The organism is Algimonas ampicilliniresistens (genome assembly GCF_030159955.1).
Classification (GTDB): domain Bacteria; phylum Pseudomonadota; class Alphaproteobacteria; order Caulobacterales; family Maricaulaceae; genus Litorimonas; species Litorimonas ampicilliniresistens.
Window position 1 is genome coordinate 801365 of sequence record NZ_BSNK01000001.1, and the last position, 22770, is coordinate 824134.

The following is a 22770-nucleotide window of genomic DNA, read 5'->3' on the forward strand; positions in this document are numbered from 1 at the left end:
AAAGTTCACAAACATTCATTCTACCTGAAAGCGGTATCGGATGATGGATACGATAGGCCCTCGCTTGGCAGCGGGGCGGAATAGGATAGTCTGACCGTAAGATAATCTGGGGGTGAGACTATGCGCGCATGGCTGGCAACGACTTTTACATTCGGACTGTTGCTGAGCGGTTGCGCCGATCCGTCTAGCAAAGAGATCGCCGAAGCACCGCCCGCACCAATCTTCGCAGCTGTGGATGACACACGTCTCTTGACCGCGTCAGGGGGTGAAGAATGGCTCACCTATGGCGGGACCTATGATGAGCAACGTCATTCGACGCTGGACCAAATCAACCGTGAAACGGTCAGCGATCTGGGCGTTGCTTGGACCTATGATCTGGCGACCAATCGCGGCGTTGAAAGCACGCCGATCGTTGTAGACGGGGTTATGTATGTCACGTCGGCTTGGTCGGTTGTGTATGCCCTAGACGCACGAACGGGCGAAGAGCTTTGGGTGCATGAACCGGACGTCGATCGCGCCGTCGGTGTCAAAGCCTGCTGTGATGTCGTGAATCGTGGCGTGGCCGTCTATGACGGGAAGGTCTTTGTTGGTGTGATCGACGGACGTTTGCAGGCCCTCGACGCGCTGACGGGTCAGTTGATCTGGGACGTGGTCACGGTCGATCAGTCCAAGCCTTATACGATTACCGGCGCGCCGCGCGTCGTGAAGAATAAAGTCTTGATCGGCAATGGTGGGGCAGAGCTCGGCGTTCGGGGCTATATCTCGGCTTATGATGTCGATACGGGCGACAAAGTCTGGCGCTTCTACACAGTGCCCAATCCGAACAAGCAGCCAGACAATGAAGTTTCCGACGCAGCGTTTGAGCAGGTGGGCAATGTTACCTGGGGCGATACGGGCGCTTGGACGACCGATGGCGGCGGCGGCACGGTCTGGGACTCTATCGTTTATGATGAGGTCAATGACCGTATCATCTTTGGGGTTGGTAATGGCAGCCCGTGGAACTGGGTCAGACGCGACCCGTCAGGGCTCGATAATTTGTTCCTGTCCTCCATCGTGGCTGTGGATGCGGAGACCGGCGACTATGCGTGGCACTTTCAGACCACGCCGGGCGACACATGGGACTATACAGCGACCCAGACCATCATTTTGGCGGACTTACCGCTCGGTGAGGGGGATGCCAGCCGCCGCGTAGCGATGCAGGCTCCAAAGAATGGCTTCTTCTATGTTATCGATGCCGCGACAGGGGAGTTTTTGCAGGGGGCACCCTTTGTTCCCCAGAACTGGACGACGGGCCTGACGGAGGATGGACGCCCAATTTTCACAGCGGAGTCTCGTGATCTGTCGACCCCCTTCTTCCAGACCCCCGGCCCGCTTGGCGCACATAATTGGCACCCGATGGCCTATAATCCTGATCTGAAACTGGCCTACATTCCGGCGCAGGAAATTCCGGCGGGTTATGTCGCTGATCCGCTTGCAGAGACACAGCCTGCCAAGTGGAATACGGGAATGAACTTTGCGGATGGAACACCGCCTGAGTTTACGCCTGAAATCCGATCCATGCTCCGGCCTTTGCTGAAAGGTCGTCTCATCGCTTGGGACCCCATCAAGATGGAGCCGCGGTGGGTGTACGAGCATAATAATGCTTGGAATGGGGGCGTGCTCTCGACCGCAGGCGGGTTGGTGTTCCAAGGACAGTTAGAGGGTGATTTTTCAGCGTTTGATGCGGCCACGGGTGAGAAGCTCTGGTCACAGGACGTTAGGTCCGGCGCAGCGTCTGGTCCCGGAACCTATATGATTGATGGTGAGCAATATGTGACGATTACGACTGGGTGGGGGTCAGCTTATGCCCTTTCAGCGGGCTTTGGGTATGATAAAGCCGTTAGCCCTACAGTGGGCAAGGTCGTGACGTTCAAGTTAGGCGGCGACGAGATTATTGCTAGACCAGATCTGCCCCAAATCGAGATGACGCCTAAGGCTGACCGCTTCGGCGATGACGCTATGCTGGCTGAGGGATTGGTCCATTATGCGCGTAACTGCGCCGTCTGCCACGGCCCGTTCACACAAAGCTCCGGCGTGTTGCCTGACCTGCGGTGGTCCGAGATCACGGGTGATGCAGAGATCTGGAATGATGTGGTCCATGACGGCTCGCTCGCAGGGAACGGCATGGTGTCGTTCAGCGACGTCTTGAGCGCAGCCGACATTGAGGCGATCCGAGCCTATGTGTTGGCGCAAGCCCATGCGGGCGCAGGGTCTACGACCAACTAAGCAAGACAGGCGTTAGTCAGCTTGAAATAAATCTTCGTGGATAGTTTCGCTGGCAATGCCTTCGCCGTTCATGGCGGCGGCACCCATTGGCGATCCAAGCAATCCGAAGACGGCTTCGAATTCTGCTTTTGAATTGATGTGCGGATAATCGCCCTCAGGTTCCGGGACATCTAAAAATTTGCATAATGGCCCCCAGCCGTGTTTGGCTTCGAAGACCAGCAAACGGTCAGGTCCGAAAGCACCCTTAACCTTGGCCGTATGCGCGTTGAAGGCCGCGATCATGTCAGCCTTGTCATTGATGTCACCACCAAGTTTGTCATCGATTGTGGCTTTGATCATCCGCCCCCATTTGGTTCCAGACTGGAAACCTTGGAGTCTCTTACTAAAGATCGTGTCTTGCGTCGAAGCGAACCAGCGTTCCGCATCTCGAACGGATAGGATGACCTTTGCATCGGGATAGGCATCGGCCAGTTCTCGCCAATAGTTAGAGGCCGGGTAATCAACCGTTGAGGCATAGCCGTTGAAAATTGTGTCCCAGTCAGGATTTCCAGCAGCGGCTTCAAGCCAGAGATCAACGTGCCCGGGCGTCCCTAAGACTTCGCTCATGTGATAACAGGGGGCTTCAAGCAGAGTTTCGAGCGCAACCTTTAGTGAAGCCGTGCCCGTTCGCCCAAACCCGGCTCCGATAATCCTTAAAGTCATAATTCTGCCCCTGTGTTCACCTGTCCCTAAAGGTCAAACTAATCATAGTAAGATAAACGATTGCGACCGCCACGAGCATTGGCTGAATGACGGCACTTTCCAAAAGACGCCGGAGCCCTTAGGTCGCGGCGCGTGAGCGTTCTACCGACAGATTACCATATCAGCGTCGCGCCGATGATGGATTGGACGGATCGGCATTGCCGGTTCTTTCATCGCCAACTGTCCCAGCGTGTTCGTCTCTATACGGAAATGGTCGTTGCCGACGCGATCATTCACGGCCCTACTGAGAGGCTTCTGGCCTTCGATGCGGTCGAGCATCCGGTCGCTCTACAATTAGGCGGATCGGACCCTGAAAAGCTACGAATAGCCTCTGAAATGGGGGCGAGTTTTGGCTATGATGAAATCAATCTCAACATCGGTTGCCCATCGGACCGCGTACAATCAGGTCGTTTCGGGGCCTGCCTAATGGCGGAGCCCGATCTGGTCGCTGATTGTTTTACGGCCATGGGAGAGGGCGCTCGCGAAACAGAGATTACCATAAAATGCCGCCTCGGTATTGATGATCAAGAGATTGCGAAGACACTCCCGCATTTTATCGAGACCGTTGCTAAGGCAGGCTGTGAGACTTTCATTGTGCATGCGCGCAAAGCTTGGCTGCAAGGGCTGTCGCCGAAAGAAAACCGGACGGTGCCGCCGATCGATTATGATCTCGTTGCGCAGATGAAAGCGGACTTTCCTGACTTATCGATCATCGTGAATGGGCAAATTGAAACGGTCGCGCACGGGCTGACGGTCGCTGACGGATTAGACGGATTCATGATGGGCCGCGCCGCATATAATGATCCGTGGAGTTTGACGGCGGTCGACCCGGCCTTTGGCGATGGTCCAGCCGCAATCGATCGTCATCAGATCGCGGAGATAATGGTGCGCTATCTCGAACGGGTTCAAGCTTCGGATCGGTCGGCTAAATCCCTGATCCGGCACATGATGGGCCTGTATTCTGGCCAGCCCGGTGCAAGAACTTGGCGCAGAACCCTTTCTGAAGGATTGTCAGCAAAAATGACGCCGTCAGAAGTTCTTGTGGCCGGGCTTGGGGTCATGACGACGGGGCAAGCGGCTTGAGTGAGCTGCTCCCGCTGATCGCTCTGCTAATCGCGGTTGGAGCATTAGCTGGCTTTACGGCAGGTCTGTTCGGCATTGGCGGCGGCGCTGTCATGGTGCCAGCTTTGTTCTTTGCTTTCACCGCAATCGGCGTTGATCCCGAGGTCATTATGCATTGCGCGGTCGCGACCAGTGTTTCCGTCATCATCATCAACGGCTACCGCTCGACGCGGTCTCATTTGGCGCGCGATAGTGTCGATATGGAGCTGCTTTGGCCTCGCCAAGGGTGGCGGAGTTATGCGCTCTGGATCGGGGTTGGGTCGTTCATCGGCGCTTGGTGGCTGGCTCCACGACTGAGTTCCGATAGTTTGACGTTGGTCTTTGCCAGTGTGGCGATGGTCGTCGCGCTACAATTCATTATCGGGCGGCCCGATTTCACGTTGCGGCAGAGTGTGCCAGGCGGCCTGTCGCCGCCATTGGTGGGGAGCTCGGTCGGCGCGCTGTCCGCGATCATGGGTATTGGGGGTGGGTCGATCAGTGTGCCGTTGCTGACCCTATGCGGCGTTCCGGTTCACCGGGCCGTTGGGACAGCGGCGGGCTTCGGCCTCGCAATTGCGATCCCTGCAACAATCGGGTTTGTTTTGTCTGGTTTGGAGGTTGTTGGACGACCCCCAACCTCACTCGGTTACGTCAATCTGGCTGGGTTTGCGCTGATTGCGGCGAGTGCTTGGTTCATCGTGCCGTGGGGGACGGCCTTAGCGCACAAGCTCAAAGCTGTCCCGCTTCGGCGTATATTCGGAATTTGCTTAGCGCTCGTCGCCCTCAATATGGCGCGCAAGACCGGGCTATTCTAGCGGCGTAGGATAAGTTGATTGGGGGTGGCTTCGACCTTCTGGAGTTGACCAAGAAAGCTCATACCGAGCAGCGACACATGCAGGCCCTCGGGTAGCACCACGGCAGAGACGTTTTGGACGCGCACGCCCCCAATTTGGACGTGTTTGAGCGTTACGGCTGCTGCCATTGTGCGTCCGTTGGCTGTATCCACGGGACGGTCATAGATGAGGCTACGGACATTAATGCCTGCGCGGCGCGCATCCTCTAACGTCAGGGCAACGACTGATGCACCTGTATCGATGAGAAATTTGACGGATCCGGAATTGACCCGGGCTTGTGTGTAAAACTGCCCATTCGTCCGTGGGATCGACACGACAGACGCGCTGGTTGGCTGATGAATTTTTGGTGGTTCAACGACCTTGCTCTCGACCTCGCTCTCAACTGGAACAGCGGCGGCATCGGACTTCTCTGCGATGTAATAGGTTCCGCCGACGGAGACAGCGATAACAAGGGCAGCTTGGAAGAGAAGTGACGGTGACATGGGCGCAATCTAGCCCGACGGGGTTAAATCGACCGAAATGAACAGAATTAAAGAGCCCTTACTAAGCTGCGATGCACTGTCACAGTATTTTGCGGTGACGGTTGGGACGAACAGTTCTATGGCGCTGTTATGACGGATTCCCGGCCATTCGATGATGTGCGCGCACTCGCTGCGTCTGTCCCTGAACGCGACTCAAAGCTCTATGAAGGTTTAATGGCGCGGTCGGATGGTTTGGGTCGAAACCTGCGCCCGCTAGGCTCACTGGCAAGCCCATTGGCACGGATCGCATCTGTGCAGGGTGAGGTGGCCCCTCGTTTAGCCCGCCCGCTCGTTGCGGTTTTCACGGGCAGCCACGGGACGATGACCGACGCGCCAGCGCAAACAGCTATTCGTGTCGCCAACCTGTCCAGTGGATCTGCTGCCGTTCGCGGCGCGGCGCAAGCTGCGGGGGCGGCCTTCAAGGTCTATGAATTTGGCAACGATCATCCATCTGCCGACTATCGTGAGGGTCCGTCTCTGTCAGAGCATGATTGTGCGGGTGCGGTGGCGTTCGGCATGGAAGTTGTTGCAGAGGGCGCCGAGGTGATTGTGCTCGGCAATGCCGGGTTCGGCTCCGCCACTGCCGCCGCCGCTATGGCGCGCAGCCTGTTTGGCGGCGCGGCAGATTATTGGGCGGGCGGATCTGGCGAAAAAGCGAAGGTCCGGATTGAAACCGTTGCAAAAGGCGCCCGCACAAATTCTGACCTCCTATCAGACCCACTTAACATTCTGCGCGCCTTTGGCGGTCGCGATTTAGCCGGAACAGTCGGTGCGATCTTGGCCTGTGCACATCAGCGTATTCCGGTCATCCTCGATGGCTATGTGGTTTGCGCGGCCGCAGCGGTTGTCCATGCTCTCAATCCGGATGCGGTGGCGCATTGTTTAGCGGGTCACGTGACAGCCGAACCTGCACACCAAGCCTTGCTCGACCGGATGGACTTAGAGCCTGTTCTTGATCTTGGCATTAATATTGGTGACGGCACGGGTGGAACTTTGGCGCTCAGCCTGCTGCAGTCGGCCAGCGCAGGTTTGGGAACCCTCGGCACGACTTAAACTAGGCAAGTATTTGCATCTTGATCGATTATGAGGGTCATGATGACCACTTTTCGGCAAAGAATATGAGCGTTTTCTCCCATCCAGATTTTGACGATCATGAGGCGGTTCACGCCTTTTGCGATCCGTCCTCGGGCCTGAAGGCCTTCATCGCTGTTCATAACACGAATCGTGGTCCGGCGAGCGGCGGGACACGATTCTGGACCTATGCCAATGATACTGATGCCTTGACCGACGTGCTGCGCCTGTCCCGCGCGATGAGCTACAAAAATGCGATGGCGCAACTGGATATTGGAGGCGGCAAAGCGGTTGTTCTGCGTCCCGAAGGCGAGTTTGACCGAGAAGCTCTATTTGCGGCCTATGGCCGTGCCATTGAGAGCATCGGCGGAACCTACATCACAGCAGAAGATGTCGGCGTGTCTCCAGCTGACATGGCGGTCATCAAAACCCAGACGGATTATGTCGCAGGTCTAACAGATGGTGAAAATGCGTCGGGCGACCCATCGCCCATCACAGCGGATGGTGTGTTCCGGGGCATTAAAGTCGCCGCCAGTCGAGCCTATGGATCAACAGATCTCGCGGGACGACACGTCGCGGTTCAAGGTCTCGGACATGTTGGATATGCGTTGGCTGAGCATTTGGCGGCAGCTGGCGCTATTCTTATGGTGGCCGATATTAATGAGGCTGTGCTGGCGAAGGCAGAATCCGAATTGGACGCAATTATCGTCTCGCCTGAGAAGATCCATGCGGCTGATGTGGATATATTTGCGCCATGCGCGCTTGGCGGGGCCGTGAATGCGGACACGCTTCCGGAGATTAAAGCGAGCATTGTTGCGGGCGCGGCCAATAATCAATTGCGGAGCCCTGACATGGCTGATGCGCTCAAACAGCGCGGGATTCTCTATGCGCCGGACTTCGTTATCAATGCGGGCGGGATCATCAATGTCGCCGCAGAAGTGTCCGGGCATTATGATCCGGCCTGGGTGACAGGAAAGCTGGATCAGTTGGAAGACAGTTTAGCTGAAGTGTTTGATCGGGCTGCCGCTGAAGACCGCACCACAGCTGACGTCGCCGGTGAAATGGCCCGCCAGCGCATGGCCGCTATTCGCCAGTGGCGTTGACATAGAGCGCCAGACTCGCACTGTCGCCTCTCACTGCTTGGGAGGGCCGCTCAATGGACAGTTCAACATTTCTTTCCCCCGTCATCGCTCTGATCATCTGGTCATTGCTGATTTGGGCGGTTCTATATTTACGACGAATTCCCGCGATGCAGGCGGCCAAAATTGCGCCCGACACAGCCAAATCACCGAATGGAGATTGGAAGTCGAAACTGCCGCTCAAGGTCGAAGCTGCGGCACATAATTATAACCACCTAATGGAGCAGCCGACCATCTTCTACGCGTTCATGTTCTGGGCGGCGATTACGGGCGCAGCCACGGCGATGATTTTATATTTAGCGTGGGCTTATGTCGGTCTGCGTGTCCTGCACAGTTTCATTCAAGTCTCAACCGGTCCTGTCATGGTGCGGTTCGGTGTTTTCTCAGTTTCGACTTTATGTCTCATCGGCATGGTCATCCTGGCGCTTCTTAACTAGGAATCCCTCATGTCAGTTGTCATTATTGCTCTTCTCGATTTCATCGATGTGGCTGAGTACAAGAAATATACGGAACTGGCCGGGCCGATCTTCGCCCGTGAGGGTGTCAAGCTGATCGTCAATGATGATGCGCCGCTGTCTCTCACACCCGGCATGGAAATGGATAAGGTTGTCGTGATGGAGTTTCGCGACGACGCCCATATGGCCGGTTTTTTTCAGTCTGCCTGATTATCAGGCCGCTCAGCTTCACCGGGATAAAGGCGTTAAGATGCGTACTGTGAAGACCCAGCGTTTCGAAATGCCAAACTAGCTCACGCGATCGGGATTTCCTGCCAAATCAAACTCATGTTAGTCGAGCTTATGCGTACACTTTTCATCGCCCTATCTATTGCTTTGACGGCCTGCGCCACGCCCGGCTTTGCCGAGGAGGCGCATTCCGAATCTCATAACGAACCGCGACCTTTTGAAACCGACAGAGACGCTCAGGCAGATGTCGATGCGGCCTTAGAGCGTGCGACGGAGCGCGGGACCAAGGCGCTGATCGTGATGGGGGCAAATTGGTGTCATGACAGCCGTGGTTTAGCGACCGTGTTTGAGATGCCTGAAACGGCCCAGTTGATCGCCGATAATTACGAACTTGTCTGGGTCGATGTGGGGTTCAAGGTTCTGAACCAAGATGTAGCGAAACGTTTTGGTCTTGAGGGCACGCCCGGTACGCCGACGGTCATTGTCGCGCGCGCCGATGGAACGATCATGAACCTTGAGGATGCGCCAACGTGGCGGAACGCCTACTCCCGAAAGCCGGAAGACATTCATCAGTATTTTGTTGAGATGGCCGCCAGAGAATAACGCCGCGCATAGCGGGAGGGGACGCCTATGTTTATTGGTCACTACGGACCTGCCGTTTATGACGTGCTACGGTCGGGTAAGGTCAAACTCTGGCATGCTTTCCTAGCGGTGCAGGCGATGGATATTGTCTTCTGTATTCTGGCGCTGTTCGGACTTGAGGGGGCGGCCTCTCTCGTCGACGGTAATCTCGTCTTTGATATCCCTTGGTCGCACTCCCTGATTAGTGCTGTCATCATCGCCTCCGTTACGGCGTCGATCTTTCATGTGCTGACGGGTCGCGGCAGTATGAAGGGTTATTGGATCATCTGGCTTTTGGCATTTTCGCATTGGCCACTCGACTGGCTGGTTCATCGCCCTGACTTACCGCTCTATCCGGGTGGAGACTGGATGATGGGGCTGTCACTCTGGAATTTCGCTTGGCCCACTTACATTCTTGAAGTCGTTATGCTGGGAACGGCCATTGCGCTTTGGCTGGCCAAAACAAGCGGGCCGCGATGGACCGCGTTTGGGGCTTGGGTTTTCGTCGCGCTTCTGTCGATGCTGCAATTCTTTTCGATCACCAAAACGACGCTCGATCTGCAAGCTGGGACTCTCGACCTTGCTGCCATGCCAAGTGGTGTACCGTTTGCCGTGTCAGGGATGTTATTTTACGCGATTGCCGCCGGATGGATCGGATGGTTGGAAAGCAAGCGACGCTACAGTTGATCGTCGCGAATTTTACCGGGCAGGGATGTTGCGGACGACTGTTTGCCTTTGGCCAATCTGAGCCCGCGCCCGGTCTGCACGGCATCCGTACCAAATTTTGCTCGGGCTAGGTCGGACGCACGTTCCGCTGCGCCTCGTTTGGCAGCTTTGAGGTCCAGTAAGTCGGCGGAGTCACCGACAGGCGCGCTGAGCGCACTTATGCCGGCCCCAATCAGGCGGTAGGCGCCCCCTTTCGCTTCACTTTCGAGCAATGGCTCTAAGCTCCGAAACAAGGCGTCAGCGAGCTGAATAGGCTGGCTGAGCGTGCGGCGACGCGTGATTGATTTGAACCGAGCCGTTTTGAGCTTCAACGTCACGACTGAGCCGGCTAAATCCTTTGCTTTGCTGCGATCCGCCGTTTTGAGGCAGACCTGCCAGAGCTTGTCTTTCAATGCTTCCAGGTCGCTAATGTCATCGGAAAAAGTTGTCTCAGCACTGATCGATTTGCGCTCATGGCGGGGATTGACGCGGCGATGGTCTTCGCCGCGTGATAAACGGGCAAGCCTAAGGCCGTGATCGCCAAACTTTTCGGCCAGCCGCTTATCGGACCAATTTCGTACATCGGCGATTGTTCTAAGACCTGAGCGTTCGAGTTTGGCGGCGAAGGCCGGGCCAATGCCATAAATGAAGCCCACAGATTGTCGCCCCAAGAAGTCCATCGCATCCTCTCGACCAAGCACGGCAAACCCGTTCGGCTTGTCGAGGTCTGACGCCGTCTTGGCGAGGAACTTGTTATAAGAGAGCCCGACAGACACCGTCACACCGATCTCCTCAGTGATGCGGTTCTGCAGTCTGATCAAGCTTTGCGCGGGACTCCGTCCATGTAATCGCGCCGTTCCAGTCAGGTCGAGAAACGCCTCATCAATCGAGAGGGGCTCCACCAGCGGGGTCAATTCGTTCATGAGCGCCCGGATGCGTCGTCCTTCTATGGCGTATTTATCCATACTGCCTTTGACGACGACAAGATCAGGGCAGAGGGCAAGCGCCTTGAACATCGGCATAGCGGATCGGATGCCGTAAATCCGCGCGTGGTAGCAAGCGGCAGAGACAACGCCGCGCCGCCCACCGCCAACGACAACCGGTTTATCGCGTAGGCTGGGATTATCGCGCTTCTCAACTGAGGCGTAGAAGGCATCACAATCGACATGGGCAATTGAGAGCGTGTTCAGCTCTGGATGGGTGAGCGTTCGTGTGCCGCCGCACACCTCGCAGCGCCCGTGGCTGGTCTGCTCAGTGCCGCAATCCCGACATAGAATAGGGTCAAGCATATGAGAGGAGGCGCGAGGCAAGATTTAGGAACTCATTAAAATGTTCATGATATGTTCCAGTTTGGGCAGACCAGCATGGTTAAGTCAAGCTGAAGGCTGGTTCCACGGTTCCTTAAGGATGGTCTGGCAGGAAGTGACAGGTCAAACAAGACGCGGGCCCGTTGTGATCCCATAAGGAGAGCAGCGAGAGATCGGCGCCACAGGTGATGGGAAGAAATGCTACAAGTCATGCCAAAGAAGGTCCTAATCGTTGAAGACAATGAGCTGAACATGAAACTGTTCAGTGATCTGCTCGACGCACATGGATATGATGTCCGTCAGACCCGCGAAGGTCTTAAGGCGATTTCTATCGCCAAGGAATTCGAGCCCGATCTGATTCTTATGGACATTCAATTGCCAGAAGTATCCGGCCTTGAAGTCACCAAATGGCTCAAAGACGATACCACCTTATCCGGTATCCCCGTCGTCGCTGTGACGGCCTTCGCCATGAAGGGCGACGAGAAACGGATCCGCGATGGTGGTTGCGTTGGCTATATCGCCAAGCCGATCACGGTCAGCAGTTTCCTAGCGACTGTTCGCAAATATAGCCAAGCGGCTTAGGCGACCGATCGATGTCCGCGCGCATCCTTGTTGTCGATGACCTCGCGCCCAACAGGAACTTGTTGGACGTCAAACTCTCCGCCGAATATTACGATGTCCTGACAGCCGAAAGCGGTGAAGAAGCCCTCGAAATCGCCGCGAAAGAACGGCTCGACCTTATCTTGATGGACGCCATGATGCCGGGCGGCATGGACGGGTTTGAGGCCTGTCGTCAGCTTAAGTCCAATCCTGCCCTCTACCACATCCCTGTCATTATGGTGACCGCGCTTGAAGAGACGAAGGACCGGATTCGCGGTCTGGAGGCGGGCGCAGACGATTTTATCACCAAGCCCATTGATGATTTCAATCTGAATGCCCGTGTCCGGTCGCTGTTGCGGCTGAAGATGACTACAGACCAGTTAATGTCCCATACGGGTCATACGGCGGAAAACTGCCGACCCATGTTCGACAAAATTCAAGGGCGGGCGGGCCGGATTCTGCTGATCGGTGATGAAGGCGGGCAACCTCAAAAGGTTGCTGGCATGATCGGGGATACGCATGAGGCGATTATCGAAACCGATCCGGTTGAGGCGCTCCGAAAGGCCAAGTCCGGAATTGATCTGGTTGTTGTCAGTCTTGTGGCCAAATCTTTTGACGGGCTGAGAGTCTGCGCGTCGATGCGATTCGCGTCAGAGACGCGGGACATACCGATCTTGGCCATTGGTGATCCAGACGATCAATCCTGTTTTGTCCGGGCCTTCGATATTGGAGTGAATGATTCCGTCATGCGTCCGGTCGAATCACAAGAAGTGCGTGCGCGCGTGAACACGCTTCTGCGCCGAAAATTCTATGCAGATTCGCTGCGAGAGAATTTCAACGAAGATCTAGAAATGGTGATTTCTGATCCTTTGACAGGATTAGGAAATCGCCGATTCTTTGATCGACAAGTTGATCCGCTCTTTGAAGCGTTGAACGCTGAGGGGACAAATTTCTCGATTATGGTGTTCGACATCGACCACTTTAAACGGGTTAACGATATTCTCGGTCACGATATGGGCGATCAGATTCTCAAGGAAGTCGCGGCACGCATCGTAACCAATATGCGGGCTATCGACATCGTGTCGCGATATGGCGGCGAAGAATTCATGATCGCGATGCCGGAAACCACTGAATTGGACGCGTTTCAAGCGGCAGAGCGGGTTCGGGCTTTTATGGCGGGAACACCCATCTTCGTCGAAGGGCAGGCTCTGTCGATCACGATGAGCTGTGGCGTGGCGCAAGTGGTTCGAGGGGAGCAGTTGCGAGACGTGTTCCGCCGCGCCGACTCGGCCCTCTATCAAGCGAAACGAACCGGCCGGAACCGGGTTGAGGCCGCTTCAGCCAATCAGGCTGCCGCTGCTTAACGGCCAAAAAAAAGCCGCCTTGAAAGGCGGCTCTTCATTACAGAATCAGTCAGGCGATCTATTTGATCTTGCCTTCCTTAAACTCGACGTGCTTGCGCGCGACCGGGTCATACTTCCGCTTGACCATTTTCTCGGTCATTGTGCGGGCGTTTTTCTTAGTAACGTAGAAGAAACCCGTACCAGCAGTGCTGTTCAGGCGGATTTTAACGGTGGTAGGCTTCGCCATGAGACTCGTCCAAATGAGGGTGTAAATCGAAGCCGCGCCTCTACGGACGCACTGGGCGCAAGTCAAGCAAGAGCGTCAGCAATTCCGATCTGGAAACATTGCGGATGCAAACAGGACGGACCGTCCTTGGCAATCAGGATCTTCAGACTTGTAAGTCACGGATTGAAACCCGCAGGCTTTCAAGGTTTGCTCATACTCTGATGGTGATAAACTGGCGTGATAGACCGCCTCACCACCAATAGTCCCAGTCACTTCGCCTTCGCGCGGACCTACGGTGAGCAGCAGAGCACCGTCTTGTCTGATCAGTTTCGAAAGTTGAGGTAAGATAGCTCGTTGCTCAGGAATCGACAGATGAAAAAAGCTGTCCCAACTATAGATGCCATCAAACGTTCCAATTTGGGGAAGCGCCCGGATATCGCCGATTTGCCACTGGGCTTTAGGGAATTGTGCGCTGGCAATCTCGATCATTGAGGCCGCGTAGTCGATCCCAACAATGTCAAAGCCCTGGTCAAGAAAATACCCTGCGATGGGGTCACCCGTGCCGCATCCTAAGTCGAGCACGCGCCCGTTCGGCGACAAAACATCAATAAATCGATCTAACCATGGCTTTTCATAGAGAGCGCGTGATCTCTGAGTGTGCCAAAGCTCTGCGTGGCGTTGATAAACAGCTTTCATTGATGCTTTGGCATTTTGGAGAGTCTGATCTTCAGGGAGCATCGTACCTTATTTCACCTTATGGAAATGCTTCCTGACGGAATGTCCCGCGAACAGCGCGAGAAAAGAATATACCCGGTTCTGGTGTTGGGCGCCGAACATAATCCTTGAAGACGTCCATCATCATGACAGTCGCGCGTTGCAGCTTAAGAGTCGTGATTTCGTCCAAATCAAACCAACCAACATTCAGCAATTCGTGACTGTCACTGACTTCTGGAGGAGCTACATCGCCCAAATGACGGTGAAAGAACCACGCATCGAAACGTTTGTGCCGGTGCGGCGGCGTGATCGCGCGGCCGAACACTTCGAGATTGGCAATATCCGGTAGCAGGCCTGCCTTGCGAAACGCATCATAGGTCGGATTTTTCATGTTGCGTATCTGCTTCGGTGCGCTGTCACCGATCATCAGGCCTGTTTCTTCATATGTCTCACGAATGCAGGACAGGGCGATCGCACGAGCTTTACGGGGGGACACAGCGGCTTCCAGCACGCGTTCCGTACGTGGCGACAGGTCACCCGCGTAAGGCGCAAAACTGTCAATCCGGTCGACGCGGCCGCCGGGGAAAACATAGACGCTCGGCATAAAATCATGGCGGGAGCTGCGCTGACCCATCAGAATTTTTGGATTACGCGGATCACCGATGGTCAGAACCACAGTGGCGGCGATGCGTGGCTTCGGTGCCTTGTCGAGTTGTTTACGCGCCGACCGTTCCGTGTCGGTCAGATGCATGCCGGAGACTTTAGACGGCTTCATCGGATCGGCGCGTGTCATTTGCGCTTACGACGGTGTTTTGCACCGCGTCCGCCTTTAGCGCCGCTACGATTCCCCCGTTGGTGGCTGTGTTTAGGCGGTTTTCCGGGTTCGCCCTTACTGACCATCTCAAAAATCAGCCCACCCGTGACCGGGGTCGCCTCAATCAATTTGACCTCGACCTCGCGCCCGAAACGATAAGTCGAACCCGAATCGACGCCGACGAGACGCTTAGTTGCCTCATCCAGTGCGAAATATTCGCGCCCGAGTGAGCGCACTGGGATGAGGCCATCGGCTCCGGTCTCCGCCAGGGTGACGAACAGGCCGAATTTCGTGACGCCATTAATGCGCGCCTTGAAGGTCGCGCCGACCCGGTCTTCCAGATAGGCTGCGATATAGCGGTCATTGGCGTCGCGTTCTGCGACCATGGCGCGCCGTTCGGTGACGCTAATATGCTCTGCCGTCTCGGTCAGGCGGCTCTCTTCTTCCTTGGTCGTCCCACCGTCACCCAGTTTGAACGCCTTGATGAGCGCGCGGTGCACGACGAGGTCGGCATAGCGCCGGATCGGACTGGTAAAGTGGCCATAATGGGTCAGGTTGAGGCCGAAATGCCCCATCTTTTCGGCGGAATAGATGGCTTGTGCTTGAGTCCGCAGAACAGCCATGCCGACGGTTTCGCTCAGGTCTTTCTGTTCAGCCTGTCGCAGCAGCGCATTAAAGCGCTTGGGCGTGATCCGTTCGCCGACAGAGAATTTCAGGTTCAAAGCTGGCAGGAAGTCGGACAAATCTGAAAGACGTTGCCGTTCTGGCACGTCGTGGAAGCGCATGATGGATCGGACACCCTTATTCGATAGCGCTTCAGCAGCGGCGACATTGGCCTGGACCATGAATTCTTCGACCAGCTTATGGGCGTCGAACCGGTCCCTAACACTGATTTCGACGACTTTTCCGGTCTCGTCCACACGCACGCGGCGCTCTGGCAAATCGATCTCTAGCGGTTCTCTCATCGCGCGCGCTTTGCGCAACGCTTTGTAGCAAGAATAGAGGTTGGACAGTTCCGGCAGAACGTATTGGCTCTCAGGTCCGTTCTGACCTTCAAATGCATCTTGGGCCTGTCGATAGGTTAGTCGGGCGCGACTGCGGATGATGCCGCGGTGGAATTTGTGGCCCGTCTTGTGACCGCTACTATCAAAGGTCATACGGACCAACATAGAGGCGCGGTCTTCATCAGGCCGTAGCGAACAGAGATCGGATGAGAGCTCATGCGGCAGCATCGGTTCAACCCGGTCTGGCAAATAGACGGAATTGCCTTTTTCCCACGCTGCTTTGTCCAAGGCTGAGCCCGGCGTGACGAAGGCGGAGACGTCAGCAATGCCGACCCAGACGACCCAGCCGCCGGGATTTTTCGGGTTTTCATCCGGCGTGGCTAAAATGGCGTCATCAAAGTCTTTGGCGTCAACGGGATCAATCGTCAGTAGGGGGAGGTGAGTGAGGTCTTCGTGACCCATTTGGCCGACTTTTGGCATAGTGGCGCGCTTGGCTTGCTCAATCGCGGCGTCGGGGAAGCCGAGCGGGATTTCATTCTCATGCAATGAAATGATTGAGGCGGCGCGTTCGTCGTGAATGCTGCCGATTGTGTCCAGAACTTCCGCCAGACGAAGCTGTCCGCGATTGCGGCGGGTTGAGCGGAACATGACTAAATCGCCGTCCTTGGCGTCGTTTGGTGCCCGATCTAGGCCGTAATCATGTCTAGCCTTCTTAGAGACAGGCTGGATACGCCACCCTTTCTCTTGCTCGTGCAAGACGCCCAAATAGCTCGACGCGCCTTTGCCGAGACGTTTTAGGACATGACCTGTCGCTGTGCCGTCACTGCGGGTCTTGATCCGTACAAGGGCGCGGTGGCCAATACCCAAAGCGCCGTCTGCAGAGCCAGGCTTGGATTTGTCGTGAATCAGGATGCGCGGTCCGACGGCGTCGCCGTCTTTGCGTTCGGGCGTCGCCCACAGATCGCCGTCATCATCCACCTCAGTGACATGGACGACCATCACGCCGGGTAGGGCGTCTGCGATGCGGTATGTCTTCTCCGGCGTGTAGACGAGCGCTCCGTCATCCACGAGGTCGCGTAGCAAACCGCGCAATGTACGGCGGTCATCACCTTTTATGCCAAGCCGCTTGGCCAGGCGCTTGCGGTCATAATGGTCCGGGCGTTCCCGGACGACCTCTAAAATATCATCACGGGAGAGGGTCATATCTGTCTAACGCACGGAATCGCTATTTGGTGGCCTTTTTCTTTGCTGGGGCTTTCTTCGCGGCCAGTTTTTTCTTGGCAGCCGGCTTCTTTTTAGCCGTAGGCTTCTTCTTCGCGGCTGTTTTCTTGCGCGCTGGCTTTTTCTTGCTGCCCTTAGCTTCTTTGATCGCGATATATTCCAGCGCCATATCGATGTTAATGTCTTGCGGGTCTTGCCCATTCGGGATGGTGGCGTTGATCTTGCCCCATTTGACATACGGGCCATAGCGGCCGTCGAGGACCTGCACAGGGGCGTCATCGGTTGGGTGTTTGCCGAGGTCTTTGAGCACAGTCTGGCCTCGACCTTTACCGCGCGAGGCTTTCTTTTCTTCGATTAGCGTTACGGCACGGTTCAGCCCAACATCCCAGACTTCCTGCACGTCACCGAGTGAGGCGAATGTGCGTTGATGCACGACGTAAGGACCATAGCGGCCAATGCCAGCGCTGATTGCTTCGCCGTCTTCTGGATGTTTGCCAATCTCACGCGGCAAGCTTAGCAATTGCAGGGCTTTTTCGAGGTCGATGGACTGCCAATTCCAGCCTTTAGGCAAGCTGGCGCGTTTAGGCTTAGGTTTTGGCTTGGCATCGGGATCCGTGTCAGCGGGAAGGGCTAACTCGACATAGGGTCCGAAGCGTCCAGTCTTGAGCCAGATAGCATCGCCCAATTCTGGATGTTTGCCCAGCTCTGTATCCTCGGCCTCTGTGCCTTCACCCTCCGCTGCGCCGAAGGGCCGCGTAAATTTGCATTCAGGATAGTTGGAACAGCCAACAAAGGCACCGAATTTGCCAAGTTTAAGCGATAGTTCGCCGTCGTCGCATTTAGTGCATTTACGTGGATCGGTGCCGTCTTCTTTTTCCGGGAAAGCGACCGTTTTCAGCGCGATATTCAGCGCATCGAGGACATGCGTGACACGTAATTCCTTGGTGCCGTCAACATGAGTCGAAAACTCATTCCAGAAGTCGGACAGCATCTGCTTCCACTGCAAATTCCCGGCACTGATCTTGTCGAGCTGTTCTTCGAGGTCTGCCGTGTAATTATACTCGACATATTTGGAGAAGAATTCTTCCAAGAAGGCTGTCAGCAAGCGCCCTTTGTCAGACGGTGTGAAGCGGCGCTTATCCAGTGTGACATAGTCACGGTCTTGAAGAACCTTAAGGATAGAGGCGTAAGTCGATGGGCGGCCAATACCGAGCTCTTCCATCCGCTTGACCAAGGATGCTTCGGAATAACGAGGTGGCGGTTGAGTAAAGTGCTGCTCGGCCTCTACTTTTTTGGCCTCGGAGTCCTGACCTTGTTTAAGTGGCGGCAGGACTTTGCTATCTTCTTCCTCATCCGTCTTCGGTTTCGTCGCTTCATAGAGTTTCATAAACCCATCAAAACGCACGACTTGTCCGGTTGCGCGAAGCGCGAGAGTGTCGCGTGCGTCCGTAACCGTGACTGTAGTGCGTTCTAGCTTGGCTGAGGCCATCTGGCTGGCTGCAGCGCGTTTCCAGATTAGCTCATAGAGCCGCTTTTCATCGCCTGACAGGTTGAGACTATCGGGCGTGCGGGAGAACCCCGTTGGGCGGATAGCTTCGTGAGCCTCCTGTGCGTTCTTGGCCTTAGATTTATAGACCCGTGCAGATCCGGGAAGATAAGGTTCGCCATATTTAGAGGCGATGGTCGCGCGGCAATCACTGATCGCTTCGCCGACCATAGAGACGCCGTCGGTCCGCATATAGGTGATCAAGCCGACCGTTTCCGAGCCGATATTCACGCCTTCATAGAGTTTTTGCGCGGTCTGCATGGTGCGCGTCGCAGAAAAGCCAAGCTTGCGACTGGCTTCCTGTTGTAGCGTTGATGTGGTGAAAGGCGGTTGTGGATTGCGGGTGATCGGCTTGGCTTCGACCGACTGGATCGACAGGCTCGCCGCCTTCACCTTGGCTTCAGCGTCTTTCGCTTTCGCCTCATCATTGAGGCTAAACTTGTCGAGTTTGTCCCCGTCCAACCGGACTAGGTTGGCGGAAAACGCTCCTGATGCAGTGCTCATATCGGCTGTGACAGACCAGTATTCGCGTGGATTGAACTGCTCGATTTCAGTTTCGCGTTCGGTGATCAGTCGTAGAGCGACGGATTGGACGCGACCTGCGGAGCGCGCGCCCGGAAGCTTACGCCACAGGACAGGCGACAGGGTAAAGCCGACCAGATAATCCAGCGCGCGGCGTGCTAGATAGGCGTCGACCAATTCCTGATCGAGCTTACGCGGATTATTGATCGCATCCAGAACCGAGCTTTTGGTGATCGCATTGAATACGACGCGTTCAACCTGTTTGTCTTTGAGCGCTTTCTTTTTACCGAGCAGTTCCAGCAAGTGCCAGCTGATCGCTTCCCCTTCGCGATCCGGGTCGGTCGCGAGGATCAGTTTGTCAGCGTTTTTGAGCGCGTCTTCAATATCCTTGATGCGTTTTTTGGAACGCGTGTCGACGCTCCAGGACATGGCGAAATCCGCGTCCGGGTCGACGGACCCATTCTTACTGGGAAGATCTCGGACATGCCCAAAACTGGCTAAGACGCGATAATCGCTGCCCAGATATTTCTCGATGGTCTTCGCTTTGGCTGGCGATTCGACGACGACAAGGTTCATTGTGATCCAGTTCGATGAGGCGTGATATATAGAGTGTTGATCACACAAGGCATGCGGCGCGCCATTTGGGGGGGCGCGAAGAGCATGTCAATCCAGCCCACCAGTCTCTTCGACTTGCAGCCCACTTCGCAATTCCGCGAAAAAGTAAATACACTTATCCAACGATTGCAACTTATAGTCGTTTGATATTCGTATTCGCCACTTTTACGATAGTGATTAGGGAGAACAATGTGGCATCAAATAAAACAGATACGACACTGGATATACTTAATAGCATGGAAGAGCGCGAAATTCTAGCTTACCTCGTCGCCCATGCACTGGAATTGTCTGAAATGGCACTCAATGCAGGGCAACCCCAAGCGTCGGCACTTCTGACGCTCGCAGCGAGCAACTTGCGCAAGGATGCTGGATAAGTTCAGCTCGCTCGGGACATGCGTCCGTCCATTTCGACCAAGATATCGGCGTTCAATTCCATTTCCAGAAGGGCCGCTGCCGCGATGCCTACTGGGATGCCAGATGCGCGGATCAGATCATCGCGGTGGGTCGGTGTGTAAGACGCCGCGTTTAACAGCGCTATTTTGGCCCGTTCGATCTCATTGGCCATCAGTGACGCATCAAGGTGGGCGCCATCATAGCTGCTCGCGGGTTCGAATAGTGTAGGTTGCAGCGCATCCGGCCTCGCATTCTCCAGACAGTCGAGGATGTCCTGAGCCGATTCGATCAGGGCGGCACCTTGGCGGATCAGGCGGTTACAGCCCTTCGTCCTTGGATCTAGTGGACTGCCCGGTGCCGCCATAACTTCGCGGTTTTGCTCCAATGCATAGCGCGCTGTAATCAATGTGCCGGACTGTTCCGCGGCCTCAATCACGACGACTCCAAGCGATAGGCCGGAAATCAATCGATTGCGCCGCGGGAAGTCCCGCGCCGTCGCCCGGTAACCCAAAGGGGATTCGGACACGAGCAGCCCTTGTTCTCGCATGGTGAGGTGGAGCTCACTATTCTGCTTGGGGTAGATGTGATCTACGCCGCCACCCAGAACGCCAATCGTTCCCGTCTTTAGTGAGGCCGCATGCGCGGCCGCATCGACACCGCGCGCGAGACCCGAGACAATAGTCATCCCGGCTGCGCCGAGTTCAGACGCCATTTGCGCCGCAAACTTCTGACCAATCGCTGAGGCATTGCGCGACCCGACGATCGCGACGCATGGCCGCGAGTAGAGGTTAATGTCACCCCAAACGCTGATCAGTGGCGGCACGGGATCCAAAGCGCGAAGAAGATCGGGATAATCCGGCTCTACGGCACACAGGATACGGACGTCGAGCTGTTCGCTCGCCTCCATTTCGGCTTCGACCTGTTCCACGCTGGGCGGGCGCACATCTTTTTTGCGAATAAGAGACGGAAGCTGAGATAAGGCAGTTCCCGCGTCGCCAAAGCGCTGTATCAAGCCCCAAAAGGCGACCGGGCCGACTGTATAGGTCCGGTAAAGGCGCAGCCAATCGCGCCGTTCTGCGAAGGATAGGCCGCGCGATTGCATCAGTCTTTTTGACCGATCCTCGATTCTGTTCCTGCTTTTAACCGTGTGATATTTTCACGATGCCGCCAGAATATCAGCACCGCCATAAAGGCGACCATGGCGACAGCGGGCCAAACCGCGAGAAAGACGCTGGCGACAATTGCGAATGCTGCGGCGCAGAGGGCCGCAGCCGAGGAATAACGAGTTGTGAAAGCCACCAGCAACCACATTGCCGCTGCGATTAATCCAACAGGCCAGAGAAGACTCAGCAAGGCACCAAAAAATGTGGCGACGCCTTTACCGCCCTTGAACCGCAACCAGACAGGATAACAATGTCCAAACAAAGCGGCGGCGGCAGCAAGAAACTGCATCGGTGCGCCGAACAGGTATAAGGCAATATAGCCAGCGCCGGCAGCCTTGCCCGCGTCGAGTAAGAGCGTAAGCGCTGCGATTCCTTTATTGCCGGTTCTAAGTACGTTGGTCGCCCCGATATTGCCGGAACCGATTTCGCGAATATCTGGCCCGCCAGAGAGTCGAGTCAGGACTAAGCCAAACGGGATGCTGCCGAGCAGGTAGCCAAGGAGAATAACAAGGGCAAAGTCCATACGGTGTGAGTGCCGCAGCGGGCAGGGGGAGTCAAAAGGGTTTGCGAAGTCTCACCCTCACTCAAGCGCGCTGGGCGCGCTCTGTTGCACGGCAGTTTGCTGATGGCTGTGTCGCAGACCCCATTGGGAAGAAAATGAGGATTGGAGGTACCACCCGGAATCGAACCGGGGTGGCTGGATTTGCAATCCAGAGCGTAACCACTCCGCCATGGTACCGTCCAAGGGCTGCGCTTTACCAACTCTGTAGGGCGGGACGCAACGTCTAATGTAACTCCATCGCAGCCGTTTATCTACGCAAGGCCGCCATGCGCGCAACGCCGTTGCGGCTCTGGCGACAGAGGGGTAGAGGGCGCATAGTTAAGCTTGTCTATGAGTGACGTTTAGAGGATCGCCTTTCATGCCCCAGTTCGATTTCGACGCCGCCCGAGAGACGATGGTTGAGAGCCAAATTCGTACGGCCGACGTGACCGACCTCAGCTTGCTGGCAAGTTTCCGGCGAACGGCGCGGGAACGGTTCGTCCCTTCGGCCCGTATGGCGCTGGCTTATGGCGATGCGATTGTTGATTACGATGATGGGCGCGCTCTGTTGCGCCCACGCGATTTTGCAAAGCTGGCTCAGGCTGCGAATATTCAATCCGATGAGGTCGTTCTCGATATTGCCTGCGCCCGCGGATATTCGACCGCTGTTTTGGCGCAGGTCGCTGAGACCGTGGTCGGGCTGGAAACGGATGATGAAACGGTCGATCGTGCCACGGCGTTGCTGACCGATGCGGGCGTTCTCAATGCGGCTGTGGTTAAAGGCGATCTGAAACGCGGTGCGTCGGAACATGGACCGTTTGATGTCATCATGGTCGGTGGTGCTGTGGCCGAGGTTCCGCAAGCGTGGTTCGGACAGCTGACCAATGGCGGCCGTCTGGCTGTCATCATCAAAAATGGCCCGATCGGACACGCAACGATCTTCACTAAATCAGGCGATGCCATCGGTGACCGCGTGGTTTTTGATGCCAATGCGCCCTATCTGCCAGGGTTCGAACCCGCGCGCAGTTTCGTCTTTTAGTCAGCCCATTGGCTCGATCCC

23 protein-coding genes and 1 tRNA gene are annotated in these 22770 nt (G+C 55.8%); 13 read left to right on the forward strand and 11 right to left on the reverse strand.

Features of this window, described 5'->3' with window-relative positions:
• The first annotated feature begins 120 nt into the window (after positions 1 to 120).
• Positions 121 to 2265 carry a PQQ-dependent dehydrogenase, methanol/ethanol family gene (locus QQL54_RS03735; protein ID WP_284387704.1) on the forward strand — a complete coding sequence of 715 codons (2145 nt, stop codon included), beginning with the start codon at positions 121 to 123 and terminating at the stop codon, positions 2263 to 2265.
• 12 nt (positions 2266 to 2277) lie between these two features.
• Here QQL54_RS03735 and QQL54_RS03740 read toward each other — a convergent pair whose 3' ends face one another.
• Positions 2278 to 2967: a sulfotransferase family protein gene (locus tag QQL54_RS03740; protein WP_284387706.1), complete on the reverse strand. Its 690-nt coding sequence runs from the start codon at positions 2965 to 2967 to the stop codon at positions 2278 to 2280.
• A 132-nt stretch (positions 2968 to 3099) separates the two neighbouring features.
• On the opposite strand from QQL54_RS03740, the gene dusA reads away from it, so the two are divergent.
• Positions 3100 to 4089 carry a tRNA dihydrouridine(20/20a) synthase DusA gene (gene dusA, locus QQL54_RS03745; RefSeq protein ID WP_284387708.1) on the forward strand — a complete coding sequence of 330 codons (990 nt, stop codon included), beginning with the start codon at positions 3100 to 3102 and terminating at the stop codon, positions 4087 to 4089.
• Entirely contained in the window at positions 4086 to 4922 is an 837-nt protein-coding gene (locus QQL54_RS03750; RefSeq protein WP_284387713.1) for a sulfite exporter TauE/SafE family protein, read from the forward strand. Before dusA ends, QQL54_RS03750 begins: the two co-directional genes overlap by 4 nt.
• Here QQL54_RS03750 and QQL54_RS03755 read toward each other — a convergent pair.
• Entirely contained in the window at positions 4919 to 5443 is a 525-nt protein-coding gene (locus tag QQL54_RS03755) for a TIGR02281 family clan AA aspartic protease (RefSeq protein WP_284387714.1), read from the reverse strand. The two genes, QQL54_RS03750 and QQL54_RS03755, sit on opposite strands and share 4 nt — an antisense overlap.
• 129 nt (positions 5444 to 5572) lie before the next feature.
• Here QQL54_RS03755 and QQL54_RS03760 point away from each other — a divergent pair, with 129 nt between their 5' ends.
• The 6 genes from QQL54_RS03760 to QQL54_RS03785 all read left to right on the forward strand — a co-directional run bounded on the left by QQL54_RS03760 (position 5573) and on the right by QQL54_RS03785 (position 9683).
• Positions 5573 to 6535: a nicotinate-nucleotide--dimethylbenzimidazole phosphoribosyltransferase gene (locus tag QQL54_RS03760; protein ID WP_284387717.1), complete on the forward strand. Its 963-nt coding sequence runs from the start codon at positions 5573 to 5575 to the stop codon at positions 6533 to 6535.
• 65 nt (positions 6536 to 6600) lie between these two features.
• Entirely contained in the window at positions 6601 to 7656 is a 1056-nt protein-coding gene (locus QQL54_RS03765; RefSeq protein WP_284387719.1) for a Leu/Phe/Val dehydrogenase, read from the forward strand.
• Positions 7657 to 7709: 53 nt separating this feature from the next.
• Complete coding sequence (locus QQL54_RS03770) at positions 7710 to 8129, forward strand: MAPEG family protein (RefSeq protein ID WP_284387721.1); 420 nt, start codon at positions 7710 to 7712, stop codon at positions 8127 to 8129.
• A gap of 9 nt (positions 8130 to 8138) precedes the next feature.
• Positions 8139 to 8357 carry a DUF1330 domain-containing protein gene (locus QQL54_RS03775; protein WP_284387723.1) on the forward strand — a complete coding sequence of 73 codons (219 nt, stop codon included), beginning with the start codon at positions 8139 to 8141 and terminating at the stop codon, positions 8355 to 8357.
• 132 nt (positions 8358 to 8489) lie between these two features.
• Positions 8490 to 8978 carry a thioredoxin family protein gene (locus QQL54_RS03780; protein WP_284387725.1) on the forward strand — a complete coding sequence of 163 codons (489 nt, stop codon included), beginning with the start codon at positions 8490 to 8492 and terminating at the stop codon, positions 8976 to 8978.
• A gap of 27 nt (positions 8979 to 9005) precedes the next feature.
• On the forward strand, positions 9006 to 9683 hold the full coding sequence (locus QQL54_RS03785; protein WP_284387726.1) for a hypothetical protein: 678 nt from the start codon (positions 9006 to 9008) through the stop codon (positions 9681 to 9683).
• On the opposite strand, the gene QQL54_RS03790 is transcribed toward QQL54_RS03785, so the two are convergent.
• Complete coding sequence (locus tag QQL54_RS03790) at positions 9674 to 10990, reverse strand: DNA polymerase IV (RefSeq protein ID WP_284387728.1); 1317 nt, start codon at positions 10988 to 10990, stop codon at positions 9674 to 9676. The two genes, QQL54_RS03785 and QQL54_RS03790, sit on opposite strands and share 10 nt — an antisense overlap.
• A gap of 228 nt (positions 10991 to 11218) precedes the next feature.
• On the opposite strand from QQL54_RS03790, the gene QQL54_RS03795 reads away from it, so the two are divergent.
• Together QQL54_RS03795 and QQL54_RS03800 are read left to right on the forward strand one after the other, a co-directional pair.
• Positions 11219 to 11590, forward strand: coding sequence for a response regulator (locus QQL54_RS03795; RefSeq protein WP_284387730.1), 372 nt, complete (start codon positions 11219 to 11221; stop codon positions 11588 to 11590).
• Positions 11591 to 11601: 11 nt separating this feature from the next.
• Entirely contained in the window at positions 11602 to 12972 is a 1371-nt protein-coding gene (locus tag QQL54_RS03800) for a PleD family two-component system response regulator (protein ID WP_284387731.1), read from the forward strand.
• A gap of 58 nt (positions 12973 to 13030) precedes the next feature.
• Here QQL54_RS03800 and rpmG read toward each other — a convergent pair whose 3' ends face one another.
• The 5 genes from rpmG to topA form a co-directional block, all read right to left on the reverse strand.
• Positions 13031 to 13198: a 50S ribosomal protein L33 gene (rpmG, locus tag QQL54_RS03805; RefSeq protein ID WP_284387732.1), complete on the reverse strand. Its 168-nt coding sequence runs from the start codon at positions 13196 to 13198 to the stop codon at positions 13031 to 13033.
• 75 nt (positions 13199 to 13273) lie between these two features.
• Entirely contained in the window at positions 13274 to 13873 is a 600-nt protein-coding gene (locus tag QQL54_RS03810) for a class I SAM-dependent DNA methyltransferase (protein WP_284387733.1), read from the reverse strand.
• 58 nt (positions 13874 to 13931) lie between these two features.
• Positions 13932 to 14684: an NUDIX hydrolase gene (locus QQL54_RS03815; RefSeq protein WP_284387735.1), complete on the reverse strand. Its 753-nt coding sequence runs from the start codon at positions 14682 to 14684 to the stop codon at positions 13932 to 13934.
• Positions 14681 to 16912 carry a ribonuclease R gene (gene rnr, locus QQL54_RS03820; protein ID WP_284387736.1) on the reverse strand — a complete coding sequence of 744 codons (2232 nt, stop codon included), beginning with the start codon at positions 16910 to 16912 and terminating at the stop codon, positions 14681 to 14683. The genes QQL54_RS03815 and rnr overlap by 4 nt, the downstream gene beginning before the upstream one ends.
• A 22-nt stretch (positions 16913 to 16934) precedes the next feature.
• Entirely contained in the window at positions 16935 to 19574 is a 2640-nt protein-coding gene (topA, locus tag QQL54_RS03825) for a type I DNA topoisomerase (protein ID WP_284387738.1), read from the reverse strand.
• A 230-nt stretch (positions 19575 to 19804) separates the two neighbouring features.
• Between topA and QQL54_RS03830 the strand changes: the two genes are divergently transcribed.
• On the forward strand, positions 19805 to 19987 hold the full coding sequence (locus tag QQL54_RS03830; protein ID WP_284387740.1) for a hypothetical protein: 183 nt from the start codon (positions 19805 to 19807) through the stop codon (positions 19985 to 19987).
• 2 nt (positions 19988 to 19989) lie between these two features.
• On the opposite strand, the gene dprA is transcribed toward QQL54_RS03830, so the two are convergent.
• The 3 genes from dprA to QQL54_RS03845 all read right to left on the reverse strand — a co-directional run bounded on the left by dprA (position 19990) and on the right by QQL54_RS03845 (position 21908).
• On the reverse strand, positions 19990 to 21108 hold the full coding sequence (gene dprA / locus QQL54_RS03835) for a DNA-processing protein DprA (RefSeq protein WP_284387743.1): 1119 nt from the start codon (positions 21106 to 21108) through the stop codon (positions 19990 to 19992).
• On the reverse strand, positions 21108 to 21692 hold the full coding sequence (plsY, locus tag QQL54_RS03840) for a glycerol-3-phosphate 1-O-acyltransferase PlsY (RefSeq protein WP_284387745.1): 585 nt from the start codon (positions 21690 to 21692) through the stop codon (positions 21108 to 21110). Before plsY ends, dprA begins: the two co-directional genes overlap by 1 nt.
• Before the next feature lie 142 nt (positions 21693 to 21834).
• Positions 21835 to 21908: transfer RNA gene (locus tag QQL54_RS03845), tRNA-Cys, on the reverse strand.
• A gap of 181 nt (positions 21909 to 22089) precedes the next feature.
• Here QQL54_RS03845 and QQL54_RS03850 point away from each other — a divergent pair.
• Positions 22090 to 22749 (forward strand): protein-L-isoaspartate O-methyltransferase family protein, encoded by a 660-nt coding sequence (locus QQL54_RS03850; protein ID WP_284387747.1) that lies wholly within the window; start codon positions 22090 to 22092, stop codon positions 22747 to 22749.
• The last annotated feature ends 21 nt before the right edge of the window (positions 22750 to 22770 follow it).